We start from the raw sequence: 17,946 nt of genomic DNA on the forward strand, positions 1-17,946 counted from the left end.
TCGCGACGTCTGTGACAATATTTGAAGCCTCTCGAAGGCCCCATGTTACTCGCAAGCCTTTAGAGGTTCAGGTTATGCCTGAGGTACGAGGCGAGCGACTCATCAGGTTGGATTTGGGGAGGCATGGATGAGTATCGACACAGGGTTGCTGTGGGCGCACAGCTGAAAGGAAAAGTGCAACGAAAAAGGGAGCCGGTTAAGGCTCCCTTCATCAGCGACAGTTTTAAGTCGCGAAACCACCCGTCTGCTCAGCGCAGCCGTTTACTCCACCGTCACCGACTTCGCCAGGTTACGCGGTTGGTCAACGTCAGTGCCCTTGAGCACGGCCACGTAGTACGACAGCAGCTGCAGCGGAATGGTGTACAGGATCGGCGCCAGGGCATCGATGATGTGCGGCACCTTGATCACATGGGTGCCTTCACCATTGCTCATGCCGGCGTTCTCGTCGGCGAACACCACCAGCTCGCCGCCACGGGCACGGACCTCCTGCAGGTTCGACTTGAGCTTTTCCAGCAGCTCGTTGTTCGGCGCGACGGTAACCACCGGCATGTCGGCATCGACCAGCGCCAGCGGGCCGTGCTTGAGCTCACCTGCCGGATAGGCTTCGGCGTGAATGTAGGAAATCTCCTTGAGCTTGAGCGCGCCTTCCATCGCCACCGGATACTGGGCACCACGGCCGAGGAACAGGGTGTGGTGTTTGTCGGCGAACAGTTCGGCGGTCTTCTCGACCACGCTGTCCATCGCCAGGGCTTCGCCCAGACGCGCGGGCAGACGGCGCAGTTCTTCGACCAGCTCGGCTTCGACGCCCGCTTCGAGGCTGCCGCGTACCTGGCCCAGGGCCAGGGTCAGCAGCATCAGCGAGACCAGCTGGGTGGTGAAGGCCTTGGTCGAAGCAACGCCGATTTCCGGGCCGGCCAGCGTCAGCAGGGTCAGGTCGGATTCACGTACCAGCGAGCTGATGCCAACGTTGCAGATCGCCAGGCTGCCCAGGAAGCCCAGCTCCTTGGCGTTACGCAGCGCGGCCAGGGTGTCGGCGGTTTCACCGGACTGGGAGATGGATACGAACAGGGTGTCTGGCTGCACCACCACCTTGCGGTAGCGGAATTCGCTGGCGACCTCGACCTGGCAGGGGATGCCGGCCAGGCTTTCCAGCCAGTAACGCGCGACCATGCCGGCGTGATAGCTGGTGCCGCAGGCGACGATCTGTACATTGCGCACCTTGGCGAACAGATCCGCTGCTTGCGGGCCGAAGGCCTGGACCATGACGTGGTCGCCGGCCAGGCGACCTTCGAGGGTGCGCTGTACCACGGAAGGCTGCTCGTGGATTTCCTTGAGCATGAAGTGGCGATAGGTGCCCTTGTCGGCAGCCTCGGCGCCTTCGTGGTACTGCACGGTTTCGCGCTGGACCTTGCTGCCGGCCTGATCCCAGATGTTCACCTGGTCGCGGCGGATTTCGGCGATATCGCCTTCCTCAAGGTACATGAAGCGGTCGGTGACCTGACGCAGCGCGAGCTGGTCGGAGGCCAGGAAGTTCTCGCCATGACCCAGACCGATCACCAGCGGGCTGCCGCTGCGCGCAGCAACCAGACGGTCCGGCTGCTTGACGCTGATCACCGACAGACCGTAGGCACCATGCAGGCGCTTGACCACCGCCTTGAACGCGTCGGTCAGGTCGGGAATGCTCTTGAGGGTGTGGTGGATCAGGTGGACGATCACCTCGGTGTCGGTCTGCGAGGTGAATACGTAGCCCAGGCCCTTGAGCTCTTCACGCAGTTCTTCGTGGTTCTCGATGATGCCGTTGTGCACCACGGCCACTTCCTGGCCGGAGAAGTGCGGGTGGGCATTGTGCTCGGTCGGCGCGCCGTGGGTGGCCCAACGGGTGTGGGCGATGCCCAGGTGACCGTTGAGCGGCTCGGCAGCCACTGCGGCTTCCAGCTCGCTCACCTTGCCGATGCGGCGACGACGATCGAGCTCGCCCTGCTGGGTGACTACCGCCAGGCCCGCGCTGTCGTAGCCACGGTACTCCAGGCGCTTGAGGCCTTCGATAAGGATGGAGGTGATGTTGCGCTCGGCGACTGCACCGACGATTCCACACATGGTCATTGCTCCTGGCTGATCGCGGCGCAGATCAGGTTGATGCCGCGGGCTTGAATCTGTTCGCGTGCCGCTTTGGGCAGGCGATCATCTGTAATAAGGGTGGTAACGCTGCTCCAGGGCAGCTCGAGGTTGGGGATCTTGCGCCCGACCTTGTCCGACTCGACCATCACGATCACTTCGCGGGCCACTTCCGCCATCACCCGGCTCAGGCCGAGCAGTTCGTTGAAGGTGGTGGTGCCGCGATTCAGGTCGATGCCGTCGGCACCAATGAACAACTGGTCGAAATCGTATGAGCGTAGTACCTGCTCGGCGACCTGACCCTGGAACGACTCGGAGTGCGGGTCCCAGGTACCGCCGGTCATCAGCAGCACCGGCTCGTGCTCGAGCTCGCTGATGGCTCGGGCTACGTTCAAGGAGTTGGTCATCACGACCAAGCCGGGCTGGCGCCCGAGCTCAGGGATCATCGCTGCTGTGGTACTGCCGCTGTCGATGATGATGCGTGCATGTTCGCGGATGCGTCCGACAGCTGCGCGGGCGATGGCTTTCTTGTAGCTGGAAACCGGCTGAGCGGCCTCACCCAGCATCTCCTGCGGCACCGGTACCGCACCGCCGTAACGACGCAATAACAAGCCATTGGCTTCAAGCGCGGCGAGATCCTTGCGAATGGTCACTTCCGAGGTTTCGAAACGCTTGGCCAGGGCGTCCACGCTTACCTCGCCCTGCTCGGCGAGCAAGGCCAGAATATTGTGGCGACGTTGGGGGGTGTTTCGTTTCGACATGTGCAGATAAGTTTCGATTCGAAAGATAATGGTTGCAATCAAAACCTAAGATGAAGGATTCGTCAAGCGGCGGATAGATTTACTGAGAACGCTGTTCCCTGTGTAGCGGGCTTGTCCGGCAATAAAAAAGCCGACTTATTCACATAAGTCGGCTTTCGATCGAAACATCTGTGGATAACTCAGCTCTTCTTGATCTTCTCCGGCCGTTTCCAGCCATCGATATTGCGTTGGCGTGCGCGAGCAACGGCCAGCTGGCCAGCTTCGACAGACTGATTGATGGTCGAGCCAGCAGCCGTGGTAGCGCCGCCCTTGATTTCCACAGGTGCGACCAGCGAGTTGTTCGAACCGATGAACACATCTTCGCCCAGCACGGTCTTGAACTTGTTCGCGCCATCGTAGTTGCAGGTGATGGTACCCGCGCCAATGTTGGTGCGCGCACCGATCTCGGCGTCGCCCAGATACGTCAGGTGACCGGCCTTGGCGCCCTCGCCCAGATGGGCGTTCTTCAGCTCGACGAAGTTACCCACATGGGCCTTGGCCTCCAATACGCTGCCTGGGCGCAGACGAGCGAACGGGCCGGCATCGCTGCCCTCGCCCATCACCGCACCTTCGAGATGGCTGTTGGCCTTGACCACCGCGCCCTTGCGCAGGGTGCTGTTCTTGATCACGCAGTTAGGGCCGATCTGCACATCGTCTTCGATGATCACCTTGCCTTCGAGGATGACGTTGATGTCGATCAGCACATCGCGCCCTACGATCACCTCGCCACGCACATCGAAACGCGCGGGATCACGCAGAGTCACGCCCTGGGCCATCAGTCGGCGTCCCTCGCGCAACTGGTAGTGACGCTCGAGCTCTGACAATTGCAGGCGGTCGTTGGCGCCCTGCACTTCCATGGCGTCATGCGGCTGCTCGGTGGCAACCACCAGGCCATCGGCCACTGCCATGGCAATCACGTCGGTGAGGTAGTACTCGCCCTGGGCGTTGTTGTTGGACAGACGCCCCATCCAGTCTGCCAGCCGCGCGGCCGGCATCGCGAGGATGCCCGTGTTGCCTTCATTGATCGCCCGCTGTGCTTCACTGGCGTCCTTGTGCTCGACGATGGCCGCTACCCGGCCTTGGGCATCACGCACGATGCGGCCGTAACCGGTTGGATCCTGCAGGGTGACGGTCAGCAGGCCGAGTTGCTGTTCATTGACCTTGGCCAGAAGCCGCTCGAGCGTCCCCACCTCGATCAACGGCACGTCGCCATAGAGCACCAGCACAGTATCGGCAGTGATCGCCGGCAGTGCCTGGGCGACGGCATGGCCGGTGCCAAGCTGCTTGTCCTGCATGACGAAATTCAGATCGTCAGCCGCCAGGCGTTCACGTACCAGCTCTGCACCATGGCCGATGACCACATGGATACCCTTCGGCTGCAACTGTCGCGCGCTGTGGATAACATGGCCAAGCATGGAGTTACCGGCGACCGGATGCAGTACCTTGGGCAGCGAAGAGCGCATGCGGGTGCCTTGGCCTGCGGCGAGAATAACGATATCGAGTGACATTGACTGGCTACCAATCCTGGGCGGTCAGGGATGTGACCGAAGGGGAAAATTCGGGAAAGAAAAAGGGTAGCCGAGGCTACCCTTTAACTCAATCGCAACGCAGGTTACCGGTAGGACCGGATCACTTGCCCTTGCGCAATTGCTGGACAGTACGCAGCTGAGCTGCAGCCTCGGCCAGACGTGCGGCAGCAGCGCCGTAGTCGAAGTCCGAGCCCTTAGTGTTCAGCGCGTTCTCGGCAGCCTTGAGGGCTTCCTGAGCCTGAGCTTCGTCCAGGTCGGCAGCACGTTGCACGGTGTCGGCAAGAACCTTGACCATGTTCGGCTGCACTTCGAGGAAGCCACCGGAGATGTAGAACACCTCTTGAGTGCCACCCTGCTTGGTCAGCGTGATCGGACCCGGCTTGAGATTGGTGATCAGCGGCGCGTGGCCTGGAGCGATACCCAGATCGCCCAGGTTGCCGTGCGCTACTACCATCTCGACCAGGCCGGAGAAGATCTCTCCCTCTGCGCTGACGATGTCGCAATGGACTGTCATAGCCATCTGCTTGCCTCAACCTGATTAGCGCCCCTTTCGGGGCGCCGGGATTACAGTTTCTTGGCTTTCTCGATCGCTTCGTCGATGCTGCCGACCATGTAGAACGCTTGTTCTGGCAGGTGGTCGTAGTCACCTTTGAGGATGCCGCTGAAGCCAGCGATAGTGTCCTTGAGCGAAACGTACTTGCCTGGCGAGCCGGTGAAGACTTCGGCCACGAAGAACGGCTGCGACAGGAAGCGCTGGATCTTACGAGCGCGGGCAACCAGTTGCTTGTCGGCTTCGGACAGTTCGTCCATACCCAGGATCGCGATGATGTCCTTCAGCTCTTTGTAGCGCTGCAGAACATACTGAACGCCACGAGCGGTCTCGTAGTGCTCGGTGCCGATCACGTTCGGGTCCAGCTGGCGCGAAGTCGAGTCCAGTGGGTCGACCGCTGGGTAGATACCCAGGGAGGCGATGTCACGGGACAGAACGACGGTGGCGTCCAAGTGGGCGAAGGTGGTCGCTGGCGACGGGTCGGTCAGGTCGTCCGCAGGTACGTATACGGCCTGAACGGAGGTGATCGAACCTTCTTTGGTCGAAGTGATGCGCTCTTGCAGAACGCCCATCTCTTCAGCCAGGGTCGGCTGGTAACCTACTGCCGAAGGCATACGGCCCAGCAGTGCGGATACTTCGGTACCGGCCAGGGTGTAACGATAGATGTTGTCGACGAACAGCAGAACGTCGTTACCTTCGTCACGGAACTTCTCAGCCATGGTCAGGCCGGTCAGCGCAACGCGCAGACGGTTTCCTGGTGGCTCGTTCATCTGACCGTAGACCAGCGCTACCTTGTCGAGAACGTTGGAGTCCTTCATCTCGTGGTAGAAGTCGTTACCCTCACGAGTACGCTCACCCACACCAGCGAACACGGAGTAACCGCTGTGTTCCATGGCGATGTTACGGATCAGTTCCATCATGTTTACGGTCTTGCCGACACCGGCACCACCGAACAGACCAACCTTACCACCCTTGGCGAACGGGCAAACCAGGTCGATAACCTTGATGCCGGTTTCCAGCAGGTCGTTGCCGCCTGCCTGGTCAGCGAACGAAGGCGCTGGCTGGTGGATACCACGACGCTCTTCTTCGCCGATCGGGCCGGCTTCGTCGATCGGGTTGCCGAGGACGTCCATGATACGGCCCAGAGTGGCCTTACCCACTGGAACGGAGATGGCCGCGCCGGTATCGACGACGTCCAGACCGCGCTTCAGGCCTTCGGTCGAGCCCATCGCAATGGTACGAACCACGCCGTCACCCAGCTGCTGCTGAACTTCCAGGGTGGTTTCCGCGCCTTGTACTTTCAGCGCGTTGTAAACACTCGGCACGACGTCACGTGGGAATTCCACGTCGATGACGGCGCCGATGATTTGAACGATACGTCCGCTACTCATAGCTGGATCCTCTGAATTTTTGAACCGTTAAACCGCGGCAGCGCCGCCGACGATTTCCGAGATCTCCTGGGTGATCGCAGCCTGACGCGCCTTGTTGTAGATCAATTGCAGCTCTTTGATCAAATCACCGGCGTTGTCTGTGGCGTTCTTCATGGCGATCATCCGGGCCGCTTGTTCAGCAGCGTTGTTCTCGACCACCGCCTGGTATACCTGCGACTCCACGTAACGCACCATCAAGCCGTCCAGCAGCTCTTTTGCGTCGGGTTCGTACAGGTAATCCCAGTGATGCTTGAGATCCTGATCCGGGGTTGCCACCAACGGTACCAATTGCTCGACCGTCGGTTTTTGGGTCATGGTGTTGATGAACTTGTTCGAAACCACCGAGAGGCGATCGATACGGCCATCGAGGTAGGCGTCCAGCATCACTTTGACGGAGCCGATCAGATCGTTGATCGATGGCTCTTCGCCCAGGTGGCTGATCGCGGCTACGACGTTGCCGCCAAAGATGCGGAAGAAAGTCGCACCCTTGCTGCCGATCACGCACAGGTCGATTTCCACGCCCTGTTCGCGGTTTACGCTCATGTCCTTGACCAGGGCCTTGAACAGGTTGGTATTCAAGCCACCGCACAGACCACGGTCACTGCTCACCACGATATAACCGGCGCGCTTTACAGGGCGCTCGATCATGAACGGGTGGCGGTATTCCGGGTTGGCGTTGGCCAGATGACCGATCACCTGGCGGATACGCTCCGCGTAAGGACGGCTAGCAGCCATGCGCATTTGTGCTTTGCGCATTTTGCTGACCGCCACTTTCTCCATGGCGCTGGTAATTTTTTGCGTGCTTTTGATGCTCGCAATCTTACTGCGAATCTCTTTTGCGCCTGCCATGTATCACCTATCAGGTTAGCAAGCGGGGGCCGGAGCCCCCGCTGCGGCTTACCAGGTCTGGGTGGCCTTGAACTTCTCGATACCGGCTTTCATGCCAGCGTCGATTTCGTCGTTGAAGTCACCTTTCACGTTGATCTTGGCCAACAGCTCGGCGTGATCGCGGTGGAAGTAGGCGATCAGCGCTTGCTCGAAGCTGCCGACCTTGGAGACTTCTACGTCAGTCAGGAAACCACGCTCAGCGGCGTACAGCGACAGGGCCATGTCGGCGATCGACATTGGCGCGTACTGCTTCTGCTTCATCAGCTCGGTAACGCGCTGACCATGCTCCAGCTGCTTGCGGGTAGCCTCGTCCAGATCCGAAGCGAACTGGGCGAATGCAGCCAGTTCACGGTACTGAGCCAGTGCGGTACGGATACCGCCGGACAGTTTCTTGATGATCTTGGTCTGAGCGGCACCACCTACACGGGATACCGAAACACCGGCGTTCACTGCTGGGCGGATGCCCGAGTTGAACATGGCCGATTCCAGGAAGATCTGACCGTCGGTGATCGAGATCACGTTGGTCGGAACGAACGCGGAAACGTCGCCAGCCTGGGTTTCGATGATCGGCAGGGCGGTTAGGGAACCGGTCTTGCCAGTCACTGCGCCGTTGGTGAACTTCTCGACGTACTCTTCCGAAACGCGCGATGCACGCTCCAGCAGACGGGAGTGGAGATAGAACACGTCGCCTGGGTACGCTTCACGTCCTGGTGGACGGCGCAGCAGCAGGGAGATCTGACGGTAGGCAACAGCCTGCTTGGACAGGTCATCGTAGACGATCAGGGCGTCTTCACCGCGGTCACGGAAGAACTCGCCCATGGTGCAGCCGGCGTATGGCGCCAGGAACTGCAGTGCGGCGGATTCCGAAGCACTGGCAACGACCACGATGGTGTTGGCCAGGGCGCCGGCTTCTTCGAGCTTGCGAACGATGTTGGCAACGGTCGAACGCTTTTGGCCGACAGCTACATAAACACAGAAAATACCGGAGTCTTTCTGGTTGATGATGGCGTCGATGGCCATGGCGGTCTTGCCGATCTGGCGGTCACCGATGATCAGCTCGCGCTGGCCACGGCCGACTGGGATCATGGCGTCGACGGACTTGTAGCCAGTCTGTACAGGCTGGTCTACCGACTTACGCCAGATCACGCCTGGGGCCACTTTCTCGACCGCGTCGGTCTGGGTGTTGCCCAGAGGACCTTTGCCGTCGATCGGGTTGCCCAGTGCGTCAACGACGCGACCCAGCAGTTCCTTACCAACCGGAACTTCCAGGATGCGGCCGGTGCACTTGGCGCTCATGCCTTCGGCGAGCGTGTCATAGGCACCCAGGATCACTGCACCTACGGAGTCTTGCTCCAGGTTCAGTGCCATGCCGAACACGCTGCCAGGGAACTCGATCATTTCGCCGTACATGACGTCGGCCAGACCGTGGATCCGCACGATACCGTCGGATACCGAAACAACGGTACCTTCGTTACGGGCTTGGGAGCCGACATCGAGTTTCTCGATGCGACCCTTGATGATTTCACTAATTTCGGAAGGATTGAGTTGCTGCATTGCTCTGCTGCCCCTTCAAACTCAAGATTTCAATGCTTCGGCCAGTTTCGCGATCTTGCCGCGAACCGAGCCATCGATTACCAGGTCGCCGGCGCGGATGACGACGCCGCCGATCAGGCTGGCATCCTCCGACGCGTGCAGGCGCACTTCCCGGCTGAGCCGTGCACTGAGAACCTTGGCGAGTTTGTCTTGCTGTTCTTGGTTCAACGCAAAAGCACTGGTGACTTCCACGTCCACGGATTTCTCTTGCTCGGCCTTGTACAGGTCGAACAGAGCGGCGATCTCCGGCAGAAGCAGGAGACGGTCGTTTTCCGCGGCAACATGAATGAAATTCTGTGCCTGTACATCGAACTTGTCACCGCACACTTCAATGAATGCGGCGGCCTTTTCTGCGCTAGTCAGTTGCGGGGCCTTGAGCAGGCGCTGCATGGTGCCGTCTTCCGACACCGCAGCAGCCAGGCCGAGCATGGCTGACCAATTGGCCAGTTGCTGCTGGGCCTGGGCGTGCTCGAAAGCTGCCTTAGCGTAAGGTCGGGCCAACGTGGTCAGTTCTGCCATGATCGCCCTCGCTTAAATTTCAGCGGCCAGTTTGTTAACCAGCTCCGCATGCGCGTTTTGATCGATTGTGGCGCCAAGGATCTTTTCAGCGCCGCCAACGGCCAGGGCACCCACTTGGGCACGCAGGGCGTCTTTGATGCTGTTCAGTTCCTGTTCGATCTCGGCTTGAGCCTGAGCCTTCACACGGTCAGCTTCGACGCGAGCCTGATCACGGGCTTCCTCGACAAGCTGAGCAGCGCGTTTCTTGCTTTGCTCAATGATTTCGGCTGCCTGTGCTTTTGCTTCACGCAGTTGCTGACCCGCTTTCTCTTGGGCCAGCTCCAGGTCGCGAGCTGCGCGGTTGGCAGCGTCCAAGCCGTCGGCAATCTTCTTTTGGCGCTCGTGCAGAGCAGTGATGACCGGAGGCCATACATACTTCATGCAGAACAGCACAAAAATCAGAAAAGCAACGGATTGGCCAATCAGGGTTGCATTAATGTTCACGCCAACACCTCGCTCGGTCTTTGTCCATCACACCAATCAACTCGTAGGAACGAGTGATTAGCCGGCGATCTGACCAACGAAGGGATTCGCGAAGGTGAAGAACAGAGCGATACCAACACCGATCATGGTTACGGCGTCGAGCAGACCGGCAACGATGAACATTTTGACCTGCAGCATCGGAACCATCTCAGGCTGACGAGCAGCGCCTTCCAGGAACTTGCCGCCCAGCAGGCCGAAACCAATGGCGGTACCCAGAGCACCCAGGCCGATCAGCAGAGCAACAGCGATAGCGGTCAGACCAACTACAGTTTCCATCTTTCCTCCCGACTTTTACGTCGTATTGGTTAGGTTTTTTAATTGAAGCGGTAAAACAAATCGTTTGAAACAACTGCCCTTGCGGACTTTTTCAGTCTTCCCCCCGAACAGGCGGGGAAGACTATCAGACACGCCAGGCGGTCTTAATGGTTATCTTCGTGCGCCATCGACAGGTAGACGATGGTGAGCATCATGAAGATGAATGCTTGCAGCGTGATGATCAGGATGTGGAACACTGCCCACGCCCACTGCAGCACCACACCCAGGCCGCTGAGCCAGAGGATGCCGGTGCCGAACATCACGGCGATCAGGATGAACACCAGCTCGCCGGCATACATGTTGCCGAACAGACGCAGTGCCAGGGAGATCGGTTTGGCGATCAGGGTGACGAATTCCAGCAGGAAGTTCACCGGGATCAGCAGGATCTGCACGAAGATGTTCTTGCTACCGAACGGGTGGAGCGTGAGCTCGCCGATGAAGCCGCCGATGCCCTTGACCTTGATGCTGTAGAAGATGATCAGCGCGAACACGCTCAGGGCCATGCCCAGGGTGGCGTTCGGGTCGGTGGTCGATACGGCACGGAACGGAATGTGCGGATCGCCCGAGATCAGGATCGCCAGCTGCGGAATCCAGTCGACCGGTACCAGGTCGATGGCGTTCATCAGGAACACCCAGACGAAGATGGTCAGGGCCAGCGGTGCGATGACCGGGCTACGACCGTGGAACGAGTCCTTCACGCTGCCGTGAACGAAGTCGACCAGTACTTCGACGAAGTTCTGCAGGGCACCAGGCTGACCGGAGGTCGCCTTCTTGGCCGCCATGCGGAAGATGAACAGGAAGATCAGACCCAGTGCAACGGACCAGCCCAGGGTGTCCAGGTGGAATGCCCAGAAGCCCATTGCCTTGGCTTCGGCAGCCGAATGGGCCAGGCCCCAACTGCCGTCTGGTAGTTGACCGTAGGTCAGGTTCTGCAAGTGGTGCTGGATATAGCCCGAAGCGGTTTCTGCTGCCATGGTTGCCTCAAACGCCCTAAGGTCTCGAAAGTCTTTTATTCATCAGCAGTGGCGCGAACCAGCTGACCGTGAGAGTCAGCAGGAAGACGCCGAAAACTGCTAACGGCGCCAGTGGCTTCACTCCTGCAAAGGTCAGTGCGAACAGCACTGCCGTCAAAATCAATTTGCCTGCCTCGCCTGCGTAGAACGACTTGACGATGGCCTGCGCCGCCCGGGCTCCGCTGAAGCGAAAAGCCTTCCAGGCGAAATACACGTTGGGCAGCCAGCCGATCAAACCTCCACAGAGGCCCGAATAACCGCTGACCTTGCCCTGCCACTGCCACAACACCAACGTTGCCAGCAATAACACCCCAAATTGAGCCAGCAGTACCGGGAAAACCGCCCAGCGATGGAAAGGCAGGCGGTTTGGCGTGCGGATTTCCATCAAAACTGCTCCTCGAAAGTCGACTGCCCAGTCAGCTATGACTTGGCATAATTTGTGCCGACAAAATGCGCGCAGAGTATAGGGGTGGATTAACCCCTATTCAACTCTTGGGTAGTGATTTCCGACTGCGCGCTACAACGGGAATTGTTTCAGCGGATGTGAGCAAGTACACCCTGAAGCTCGTCGAGGGAGTTGTAGCGAATGACCAACTGGCCCTTGCCCTTGTCGCCATGGCGAATCTGCACCGAAGAGCCCAGGCGCTCTGCCAGCCGCTGTTCCAGCCGGGCAATATCCGGATCAGGTTTGCTCGATTCCACCGGCTCAGGCTTGCCGTTGAGCCACTGACGCACCAGTGCCTCGGTTTGGCGCACGGTGAGGCCTCGTGCGACAACATGTCGCGCCCCTTCTTCCTGCCTGCTTTCCTCAAGCCCCAGCAATGCGCGCGCATGGCCCATTTCCAGGTCGCCGTGAGCGAGCATGGTCTTGATCGCCTCAGGGAGGCTGATCAGGCGCAGCAGGTTGGCCACGGTGACGCGCGACTTGCCCACGGCATCGGCCACTTGTTGCTGGGTCAGCTCGAACTCCTGCTGCAGCCGCTGCAGGGCAAGGGCTTCTTCCAGCGGGTTGAGATCCTCGCGCTGGATGTTTTCGATCAGCGCCATCGCGATGGCTGCCTCGTCAGGCACTTCACGGACCATGGCCGGAATAGTGTCCAGACCAGCCTGCTGGGTGGCGCGCCAGCGACGCTCACCGGCGATGATCTCGTAGCGGCCTTCGCCGATCGGGCGGACCACGATCGGCTGCATCACACCATGGTTGCGGATCGAATGCGCCAGCTCTTCCAGCGCCTCCGGGTCCATGTCACGGCGAGGTTGGTACTTGCCACGCTGGATCAATTCGACCGGCAGGCGCTGCAGTTCCTTCTGGTCGACCGTGACAGCCTGCTCTTCGAGCGCGCTGACGGAAGGACCACTGAGCAGTGCATCCAACCCACGTCCGAGACCGCGTTTCTTGATGGCCATGCGGATTCCTTAAGTTGTTTGTGCAGTGCGGGATTGACGGCGCTGACGGCGCACCAGTTCCCCAGCCAGGGCCAGGTAGGCGAGCGCACCACGTGACTGCTTGTCGTAGGCCAGCGCAGGCATACCGAAGCTCGGAGCCTCAGCCAGGCGAATGTTTCGCGGAATCACGGTGTCGTAGAGCTGATCGCCGAAATGCTCCTTGAGCTGGGCCGAAACATCGTTGTTCAGGCTCAGGCGCGGGTCGTACATGGTCCTCAGCAGGCCTTCGATCTTCAGCTCCGGGTTCAACCGGGCAGCGATGCGCTTGATGTTATCCACAAGGTCGCTCAGACCTTCCAGCGCGTAGTACTCGCACTGCATGGGGATGATCACGCCGTCGGATGCGACCAGGGCGTTCAGCGTCAGCATCGACAACGACGGTGGGCAGTCGATGAGGATGTAGTCGTAGTTGTCGCGGATAGGCGCCAGCGCGTTACGCAGGCGGCTCTCCTTCATCTGCATTTCCAGCAGCACCACCTCTGCCGCGGTGAGGTCACGGTTGGCGGGCAACAGCTGGAAGCCGCCGTACTCGGAGTACTGCATGGCCTGGGCCAGGTCGCATTCCCCGATCAACAGGTCGTACACCGAGTGCTCGAGCTCGTGCTTGTCGACACCGCTGCCCATGGTGGCGTTGCCCTGTGGATCGAGGTCGATCAGCAGCACGCGACGCTTGGTCGCGGCCAGCGATGCGGCGAGATTGATGCAGGTAGTGGTCTTGCCGACACCACCTTTCTGGTTCGCGATTGCGAATACCTTAGCCATTGTTGCGTGTGTTCCCAGTCAAGCCTTGCGGCGCAGTATCAGCAGATGGCGCTGGCCCTGGCAACCTGGAACGGTCAGGGCCTGCTCGCTTTCCACTGTGAAGTCTGCGGGCAATGCTACCAGTTCATCGGCAGGATGCAGCCCCTTCATTGCAAGCCATTGCGTTCGGGCGTCACCCAGGTGGCGGGTCCAGTTGGTGAAATTCTCCATGCTGCTGAAGGCGCGAGAGATGATGCCGCAGAAAGGCTGCTCGGGCTGGACCTCTTCCACGCGGCTGTGGATAACCGTCAGGTTGTCGAGTTTCAGCTCCATCTTCACCTGCGTCAGGAAGCGGGTCTTCTTGCCGTTGCTGTCCAGCACCGTCACTTGCTTGAGCGGATGCAGGATAGCCAGCGGGATACCAGGCATGCCGCCGCCGCTGCCGACATCCAGCCAGCGCTGGGTGTCATTGTGGATAAGCGGCATGACGCTGAGGCTGTCGAGCAGATGGCGCGACACCATCTCGTCCGGATCGCGCACTGCGGTCAGGTTGTAGGCCTTGTTCCATTTGATCAACAGGGCCAGGTACCCCAGCAACAGTTCGTGCTGCTGCGCACTCAGCTCGACTCCGAGCTGACGCGCACCTGTGGACAACTCTTCGGCATGTTGCAGGGTGACCAGGGAACTCAAGCGCTTTGCTCCAATTCGCGGCCAGCGCCGCGTTTTTTCAGGTGAATCAGCAACAGAGAAATTGCCGCCGGGGTAACGCCGGGAATACGCGAAGCCTGGCCGAGGGTTTCCGGACGGGTTTGGCCGAGCTTGCTCTGGATTTCCTTGGACAACCCGGAAATGCCAGCGTAGTCGATATCCACAGGCAGGCGAGTGTCTTCGCTGGCGCGCAGCCGGGCGATCTCGTCCTGCTGGCGATCGATGTAGCCAGCGTACTTGGTCTTGATCTCGACCTGTTCGGCCACCTGTGGATCGATTACATCGCCGCCTGTGGCTTCGATCAGCCCGGCGTAGTCGATCTCGGGACGGGCCAGCAGGTTGAGCAGGTTGTACTCGTGGGCCAACGGAGTACCGAACTTATCCACAACGGCCTGGCCTTGCGGCGTACCCGGGCGGATCCAGGTGCTCTTCATGCGCTGTTCTTCACGCTCGATGCCTTCGCGCTTGGCGGTGAAGGCGGCCCAGCGCTCATCGTCGACCAACCCCAGTTCGCGGCCTTTCTCGGTCAGACGCAGGTCAGCATTGTCTTCGCGCAGGATCAGCCGGTATTCGGCACGCGAAGTGAACATGCGGTAAGGCTCCTGGGTCCCCAGGGTAATCAGGTCGTCGACCAGCACGCCGATGTACGCCTCGTCACGGCGCGGGCACCAGCTTTCACGGCCCTGCGCGCGCAGCGCGGCGTTGGTACCGGCCAGCAGGCCCTGGGCGCCGGCTTCTTCGTAGCCGGTGGTGCCGTTGATCTGACCTGCGAAGAACAGGCCGCCGATGACCTTGGTCTCGAGGCTGTACTTGAGATCACGCGGATCGAAGTAGTCGTACTCGATGGCGTAACCCGGACGCACGATGTGCGCGTTCTCCATGCCACGGATCGAACGAACGATCTGCAGTTGCACATCGAACGGCAGCGAGGTCGAGATGCCGTTGGGATACAGCTCATGGGTGTTCAAGCCTTCCGGCTCGATGAATACCTGATGGCTTTCCTTGTCGGCGAAGCGATGGATCTTGTCCTCGATCGACGGGCAGTAGCGCGGGCCTATGCCTTCGATCACACCGGAATACATCGGTGAACGGTCGAGGTTCGAGGCGATGATCTCGTGGGTACGGGCGTTGGTGTGGGTGATCCAGCAACTGACCTGCCGCGGATGCATCTGGGCATTGCCCATGAACGACATCACCGGGATCGGGGTATCGCCTGGCTGTTCGCCCATCACCGAGAAATCTACCGAGCGGCCATCGATACGCGGCGGCGTACCGGTTTTCAAACGGCCGACGCGTAGCGGCAGCTCACGCAGACGATGAGCCAGGGCAATGGCGGGAGGATCACCCGCGCGGCCACCAGAGTAATTCTGCAGTCCGATGTGGATAAGTCCACCAAGGAAGGTGCCGGTGGTCAGCACCACAGAGTCGGCGAAGAAGCGCAGGCCCATCTGTGTCACCACACCCTTGACCTGGTCCTGCTCGACGATCAGGTCATCGCAGGACTGCTGGAATATCCACAGGTTCGGCTGGTTTTCCAGGATCTCGCGGACTACGGCCTTGTAGATGGCGCGGTCGGCCTGTGCACGGGTGGCGCGTACCGCCGGCCCCTTGCGGTTGTTCAGGATGCGGAACTGGATGCCGCTCTTGTCGGTAGCCAGCGCCATGGCGCCGCCGAGCGCATCGATTTCCTTGACCAGGTGGCTCTTGCCGATGCCACCGATGGCCGGGTTGCAACTCATGTGACCGAGGGTTTCCACGTTATGGGTCAGCAGCAGGGTTTTCACACCCATGCGTGCGGACGTAAGCGCAGCCTCGGTACCGGCATGGCCGCCGCCGATGACGATCACTTCAAAACGGGAAGGGAAATCCACCACGCACCTCGTGCCTGTTTTTGCGAATAGAGAAGGTAAGCCGACAAGTATAGGGACATCACTCGCTCTAGTGAAACCGTCTGAGCAAATTTTGACCAATCTGTGGATGAATGGCGGCAATAGAAATCAAAAAGGAAAAATTTATAAAAGCTTTGTTTTTATGTTTATTCTTAGGCGGCTATCCACATGTGGATAAGTGATTTGAGGCCAGTATCCATGATGCCTGTAGAGAATCATAACCCTGTGTCGAAGGTGGGCTGAGGGTTCTGGATAACAGCGTTTAACCTGTGGATTAAAGTTCTTGTTACCCACAGGTGGGTTTGTCCTCAGAAAAAAAGCCTGGTTATCAACGGACCTGAAGGCCAGTTTTCCACAGGGCTCCTGATGATCGTTTTAGACCTGTGGATGAGATTTACATGCGGGTGATCGAATCAAGAGAAGCCCGCTTCCGGGTTTCCGGCAGGCAAAAAAAAGCCGCTCCTCACTGGAGCGGCCTTGGTATTGCCGGGCTGTGCGTTACTTACCGATGCAGAAGCTCGAGAAGATCCTTCCGAGCAGGTCATCCGAGCTGAACGCACCGGTGATCTCTCCCAAGGCTTGCTGAGCCTGGCGCAGGTCCTCTGCCAGCAACTCACCGGCGCCAGCGAGTGTCAGTTGGGCATGACCATGATCAAGGTGTGCACTGGCCTGGCGCAGCGCATCCAGATGCCGCCTGCGTGCGCTGAAGCTGCTTTCCGCAGTCTGTTCATAACCCATGCAGGCTTTGAGGTGGTCACGCAGCAGATCCAGCCCCGTGGCATCGCCCTTCGCGCTGAGGGTGATCGTCACGTGGCCATCGTCACTCTGCTCGATGCCTGCACGCTCGCCACTCAGGTCGGCCTTGTTGCGAATCAGCGTGACCTTGACGGGGTCCGGCCGTTGATCGAGGAACTCGGGCCACAGTGCGAACGGATCGTTGGCCTCAGGCGCAGTGGAATCCACCACCAGCAGCACCCGGTCAGCTTCGCCAATGGCCTTGAGGGCACGCTCCACACCGATCTTTTCCACATGATCGTCGGTATCGCGCAGTCCTGCGGTATCGACCACGTGCAGCGGCATGCCATCGATGTGGATATGTTCGCGCAGAATGTCCCGGGTGGTGCCGGCGATGTCTGTGACGATTGCCGCTTCGCGACCAGCCAACTGGTTGAGCAGGCTGGACTTGCCGGCATTCGGACGGCCGGCGATCACCACGGTCATGCCATCGCGCAGGAGCGCGCCTTGGCCAGCCTCGCGCTGCACTGTGGATAAGTCGTTCCTGACTGCTTCAAGCATCTTCAGCACGTGCCCGTCGGCCAGGAAGTCGATTTCTTCTTCGGGAAAATCGATAGCTGCCTCGACATAGATCCGCAGTGCGATCAACGCCTCGGTCAATGCATGGACACGCTTGGAGAAGGCACCTTGCAGTGAACGCAGGGCATTGCGTGCGGCTTGGGTGGAACTGGCTTCGATCAGATCGGCGATCGCTTCAGCCTGGGCCAGGTCGAGCTTGTCGTTGAGGAACGCTCGCTCGCTGAACTCGCCAGGACGGGCAAGGCGGCAGCCCAATTCGACACAGCGCTGCAGCAGCATGTCGAGCACAACCGGCCCTCCATGCCCCTGCAGTTCCAGAACGTCTTCACCGGTGAACGAGTTGGGGCCAGGGAAGAACAGCGCGATACCTTCATCCAGGACCAGGCCATCGTCACCACGGAAGGGCCCGTAGTGGGCATGGCGCGGGGTCAGTGTACGGCCGGTGATGGCCTGACCGGCCTGGCTCGCCAATGGCCCGGACAAACGAACGATACCGACCCCACCACGGCCCTGGGCAGTGGCGATGGCGGCAATGGTTTCACGCACGGTATTCATGCTCGAAAGCCTCTACGAC

17 protein-coding genes are annotated in these 17,946 nt (G+C 59.8%); all 17 read right to left on the bottom strand.

All coding sequences use genetic code 11. The annotated features are described in order from the left end of the window. Window positions 1-261: 261 nt before the first annotated feature. Entirely contained in the window at window positions 262-2,097 is a 1,836-nt protein-coding gene (gene glmS / locus APH44_RS12455; protein ID WP_054893000.1) for a glutamine--fructose-6-phosphate transaminase (isomerizing), read from the bottom strand. Window positions 2,098-2,099: 2 nt separating this feature from the next. Continuing rightward, entirely contained in the window at window positions 2,100-2,876 is a 777-nt protein-coding gene (locus APH44_RS12460) for a DeoR/GlpR family DNA-binding transcription regulator (RefSeq protein ID WP_054893001.1), read from the bottom strand. A 179-nt stretch (window positions 2,877-3,055) separates the two neighbouring features. After that, window positions 3,056-4,423: a bifunctional UDP-N-acetylglucosamine diphosphorylase/glucosamine-1-phosphate N-acetyltransferase GlmU gene (gene glmU, locus APH44_RS12465; RefSeq protein ID WP_054893002.1), complete on the bottom strand. Its 1,368-nt coding sequence runs from the start codon at window positions 4,421-4,423 to the stop codon at window positions 3,056-3,058. 121 nt (window positions 4,424-4,544) lie between these two features. Then, entirely contained in the window at window positions 4,545-4,964 is a 420-nt protein-coding gene (locus tag APH44_RS12470; protein WP_054893003.1) for a F0F1 ATP synthase subunit epsilon, read from the bottom strand. A 44-nt stretch (window positions 4,965-5,008) separates the two neighbouring features. After that, window positions 5,009-6,385 carry a F0F1 ATP synthase subunit beta gene (gene atpD / locus APH44_RS12475; protein ID WP_054893004.1) on the bottom strand — a complete coding sequence of 459 codons (1,377 nt, stop codon included), beginning with the start codon at window positions 6,383-6,385 and terminating at the stop codon, window positions 5,009-5,011. Between the two features lie 27 nt (window positions 6,386-6,412). Further along, complete coding sequence (gene atpG, locus APH44_RS12480; protein ID WP_054893005.1) at window positions 6,413-7,273, bottom strand: F0F1 ATP synthase subunit gamma; 861 nt, start codon at window positions 7,271-7,273, stop codon at window positions 6,413-6,415. Window positions 7,274-7,321: 48 nt separating this feature from the next. Next, on the bottom strand, window positions 7,322-8,866 hold the full coding sequence (gene atpA / locus APH44_RS12485) for a F0F1 ATP synthase subunit alpha (RefSeq protein WP_054893006.1): 1,545 nt from the start codon (window positions 8,864-8,866) through the stop codon (window positions 7,322-7,324). Window positions 8,867-8,887: 21 nt separating this feature from the next. After that, complete coding sequence (locus APH44_RS12490; protein WP_054893007.1) at window positions 8,888-9,424, bottom strand: F0F1 ATP synthase subunit delta; 537 nt, start codon at window positions 9,422-9,424, stop codon at window positions 8,888-8,890. 12 nt (window positions 9,425-9,436) lie between these two features. Next, a complete protein-coding gene (locus APH44_RS12495; protein WP_054893008.1) occupies window positions 9,437-9,907 on the bottom strand; it encodes a F0F1 ATP synthase subunit B in 471 nt (156 codons plus the stop codon). Between the two features lie 57 nt (window positions 9,908-9,964). After that, entirely contained in the window at window positions 9,965-10,222 is a 258-nt protein-coding gene (atpE, locus tag APH44_RS12500; RefSeq protein WP_003097235.1) for a F0F1 ATP synthase subunit C, read from the bottom strand. A gap of 143 nt (window positions 10,223-10,365) precedes the next feature. Next, window positions 10,366-11,235 carry a F0F1 ATP synthase subunit A gene (gene atpB / locus APH44_RS12505; RefSeq protein WP_054893009.1) on the bottom strand — a complete coding sequence of 290 codons (870 nt, stop codon included), beginning with the start codon at window positions 11,233-11,235 and terminating at the stop codon, window positions 10,366-10,368. Between the two features lie 16 nt (window positions 11,236-11,251). Continuing rightward, window positions 11,252-11,659, bottom strand: coding sequence for a F0F1 ATP synthase subunit I (locus APH44_RS12510; RefSeq protein ID WP_054893010.1), 408 nt, complete (start codon window positions 11,657-11,659; stop codon window positions 11,252-11,254). Between the two features lie 149 nt (window positions 11,660-11,808). Further along, window positions 11,809-12,681 (bottom strand): ParB/RepB/Spo0J family partition protein, encoded by an 873-nt coding sequence (locus APH44_RS12515; protein ID WP_054893011.1) that lies wholly within the window; start codon window positions 12,679-12,681, stop codon window positions 11,809-11,811. Between the two features lie 9 nt (window positions 12,682-12,690). After that, on the bottom strand, window positions 12,691-13,482 hold the full coding sequence (locus tag APH44_RS12520; RefSeq protein ID WP_054893012.1) for a ParA family protein: 792 nt from the start codon (window positions 13,480-13,482) through the stop codon (window positions 12,691-12,693). A gap of 18 nt (window positions 13,483-13,500) precedes the next feature. Further along, a complete protein-coding gene (rsmG, locus tag APH44_RS12525; protein WP_054893013.1) occupies window positions 13,501-14,151 on the bottom strand; it encodes a 16S rRNA (guanine(527)-N(7))-methyltransferase RsmG in 651 nt (216 codons plus the stop codon). Further along, complete coding sequence (gene mnmG / locus APH44_RS12530) at window positions 14,148-16,040, bottom strand: tRNA uridine-5-carboxymethylaminomethyl(34) synthesis enzyme MnmG (RefSeq protein WP_054893014.1); 1,893 nt, start codon at window positions 16,038-16,040, stop codon at window positions 14,148-14,150. Before mnmG ends, rsmG begins: the two co-directional genes overlap by 4 nt. 516 nt (window positions 16,041-16,556) lie before the next feature. Beyond that, window positions 16,557-17,927, bottom strand: coding sequence for a tRNA uridine-5-carboxymethylaminomethyl(34) synthesis GTPase MnmE (gene mnmE, locus APH44_RS12535; RefSeq protein WP_054893015.1), 1,371 nt, complete (start codon window positions 17,925-17,927; stop codon window positions 16,557-16,559). Window positions 17,928-17,946 lie beyond the last annotated feature (19 nt).

This window comes from Pseudomonas sp. NBRC 111143, from assembly GCF_001320965.1.
GTDB lineage: Bacteria > Pseudomonadota > Gammaproteobacteria > Pseudomonadales > Pseudomonadaceae > Aquipseudomonas > Aquipseudomonas machongensis.

Coding starts and splice junctions, on each gene's coding strand:
- glmS (WP_054893000.1), bottom strand. CDS start 2,097: ATGTGTGGAATCGTCGGTGCAGTCGCCGAGCGCAACATCACCTCCATC.
- APH44_RS12460 (WP_054893001.1), bottom strand. CDS start 2,876: ATGTCGAAACGAAACACCCCCCAACGTCGCCACAATATTCTGGCCTTG.
- glmU (WP_054893002.1), bottom strand. CDS start 4,423: ATGTCACTCGATATCGTTATTCTCGCCGCAGGCCAAGGCACCCGCATG.
- APH44_RS12470 (WP_054893003.1), bottom strand. CDS start 4,964: ATGGCTATGACAGTCCATTGCGACATCGTCAGCGCAGAGGGAGAGATC.
- atpD (WP_054893004.1), bottom strand. CDS start 6,385: ATGAGTAGCGGACGTATCGTTCAAATCATCGGCGCCGTCATCGACGTG.
- atpG (WP_054893005.1), bottom strand. CDS start 7,273: ATGGCAGGCGCAAAAGAGATTCGCAGTAAGATTGCGAGCATCAAAAGC.
- atpA (WP_054893006.1), bottom strand. CDS start 8,866: ATGCAGCAACTCAATCCTTCCGAAATTAGTGAAATCATCAAGGGTCGC.
- APH44_RS12490 (WP_054893007.1), bottom strand. CDS start 9,424: ATGGCAGAACTGACCACGTTGGCCCGACCTTACGCTAAGGCAGCTTTC.
- atpE (WP_003097235.1), bottom strand. CDS start 10,222: ATGGAAACTGTAGTTGGTCTGACCGCTATCGCTGTTGCTCTGCTGATC.
- atpB (WP_054893009.1), bottom strand. CDS start 11,235: ATGGCAGCAGAAACCGCTTCGGGCTATATCCAGCACCACTTGCAGAAC.
- APH44_RS12510 (WP_054893010.1), bottom strand. CDS start 11,659: ATGGAAATCCGCACGCCAAACCGCCTGCCTTTCCATCGCTGGGCGGTT.
- APH44_RS12515 (WP_054893011.1), bottom strand. CDS start 12,681: ATGGCCATCAAGAAACGCGGTCTCGGACGTGGGTTGGATGCACTGCTC.
- APH44_RS12520 (WP_054893012.1), bottom strand. CDS start 13,482: ATGGCTAAGGTATTCGCAATCGCGAACCAGAAAGGTGGTGTCGGCAAG.
- mnmE (WP_054893015.1), bottom strand. CDS start 17,927: ATGAATACCGTGCGTGAAACCATTGCCGCCATCGCCACTGCCCAGGGC.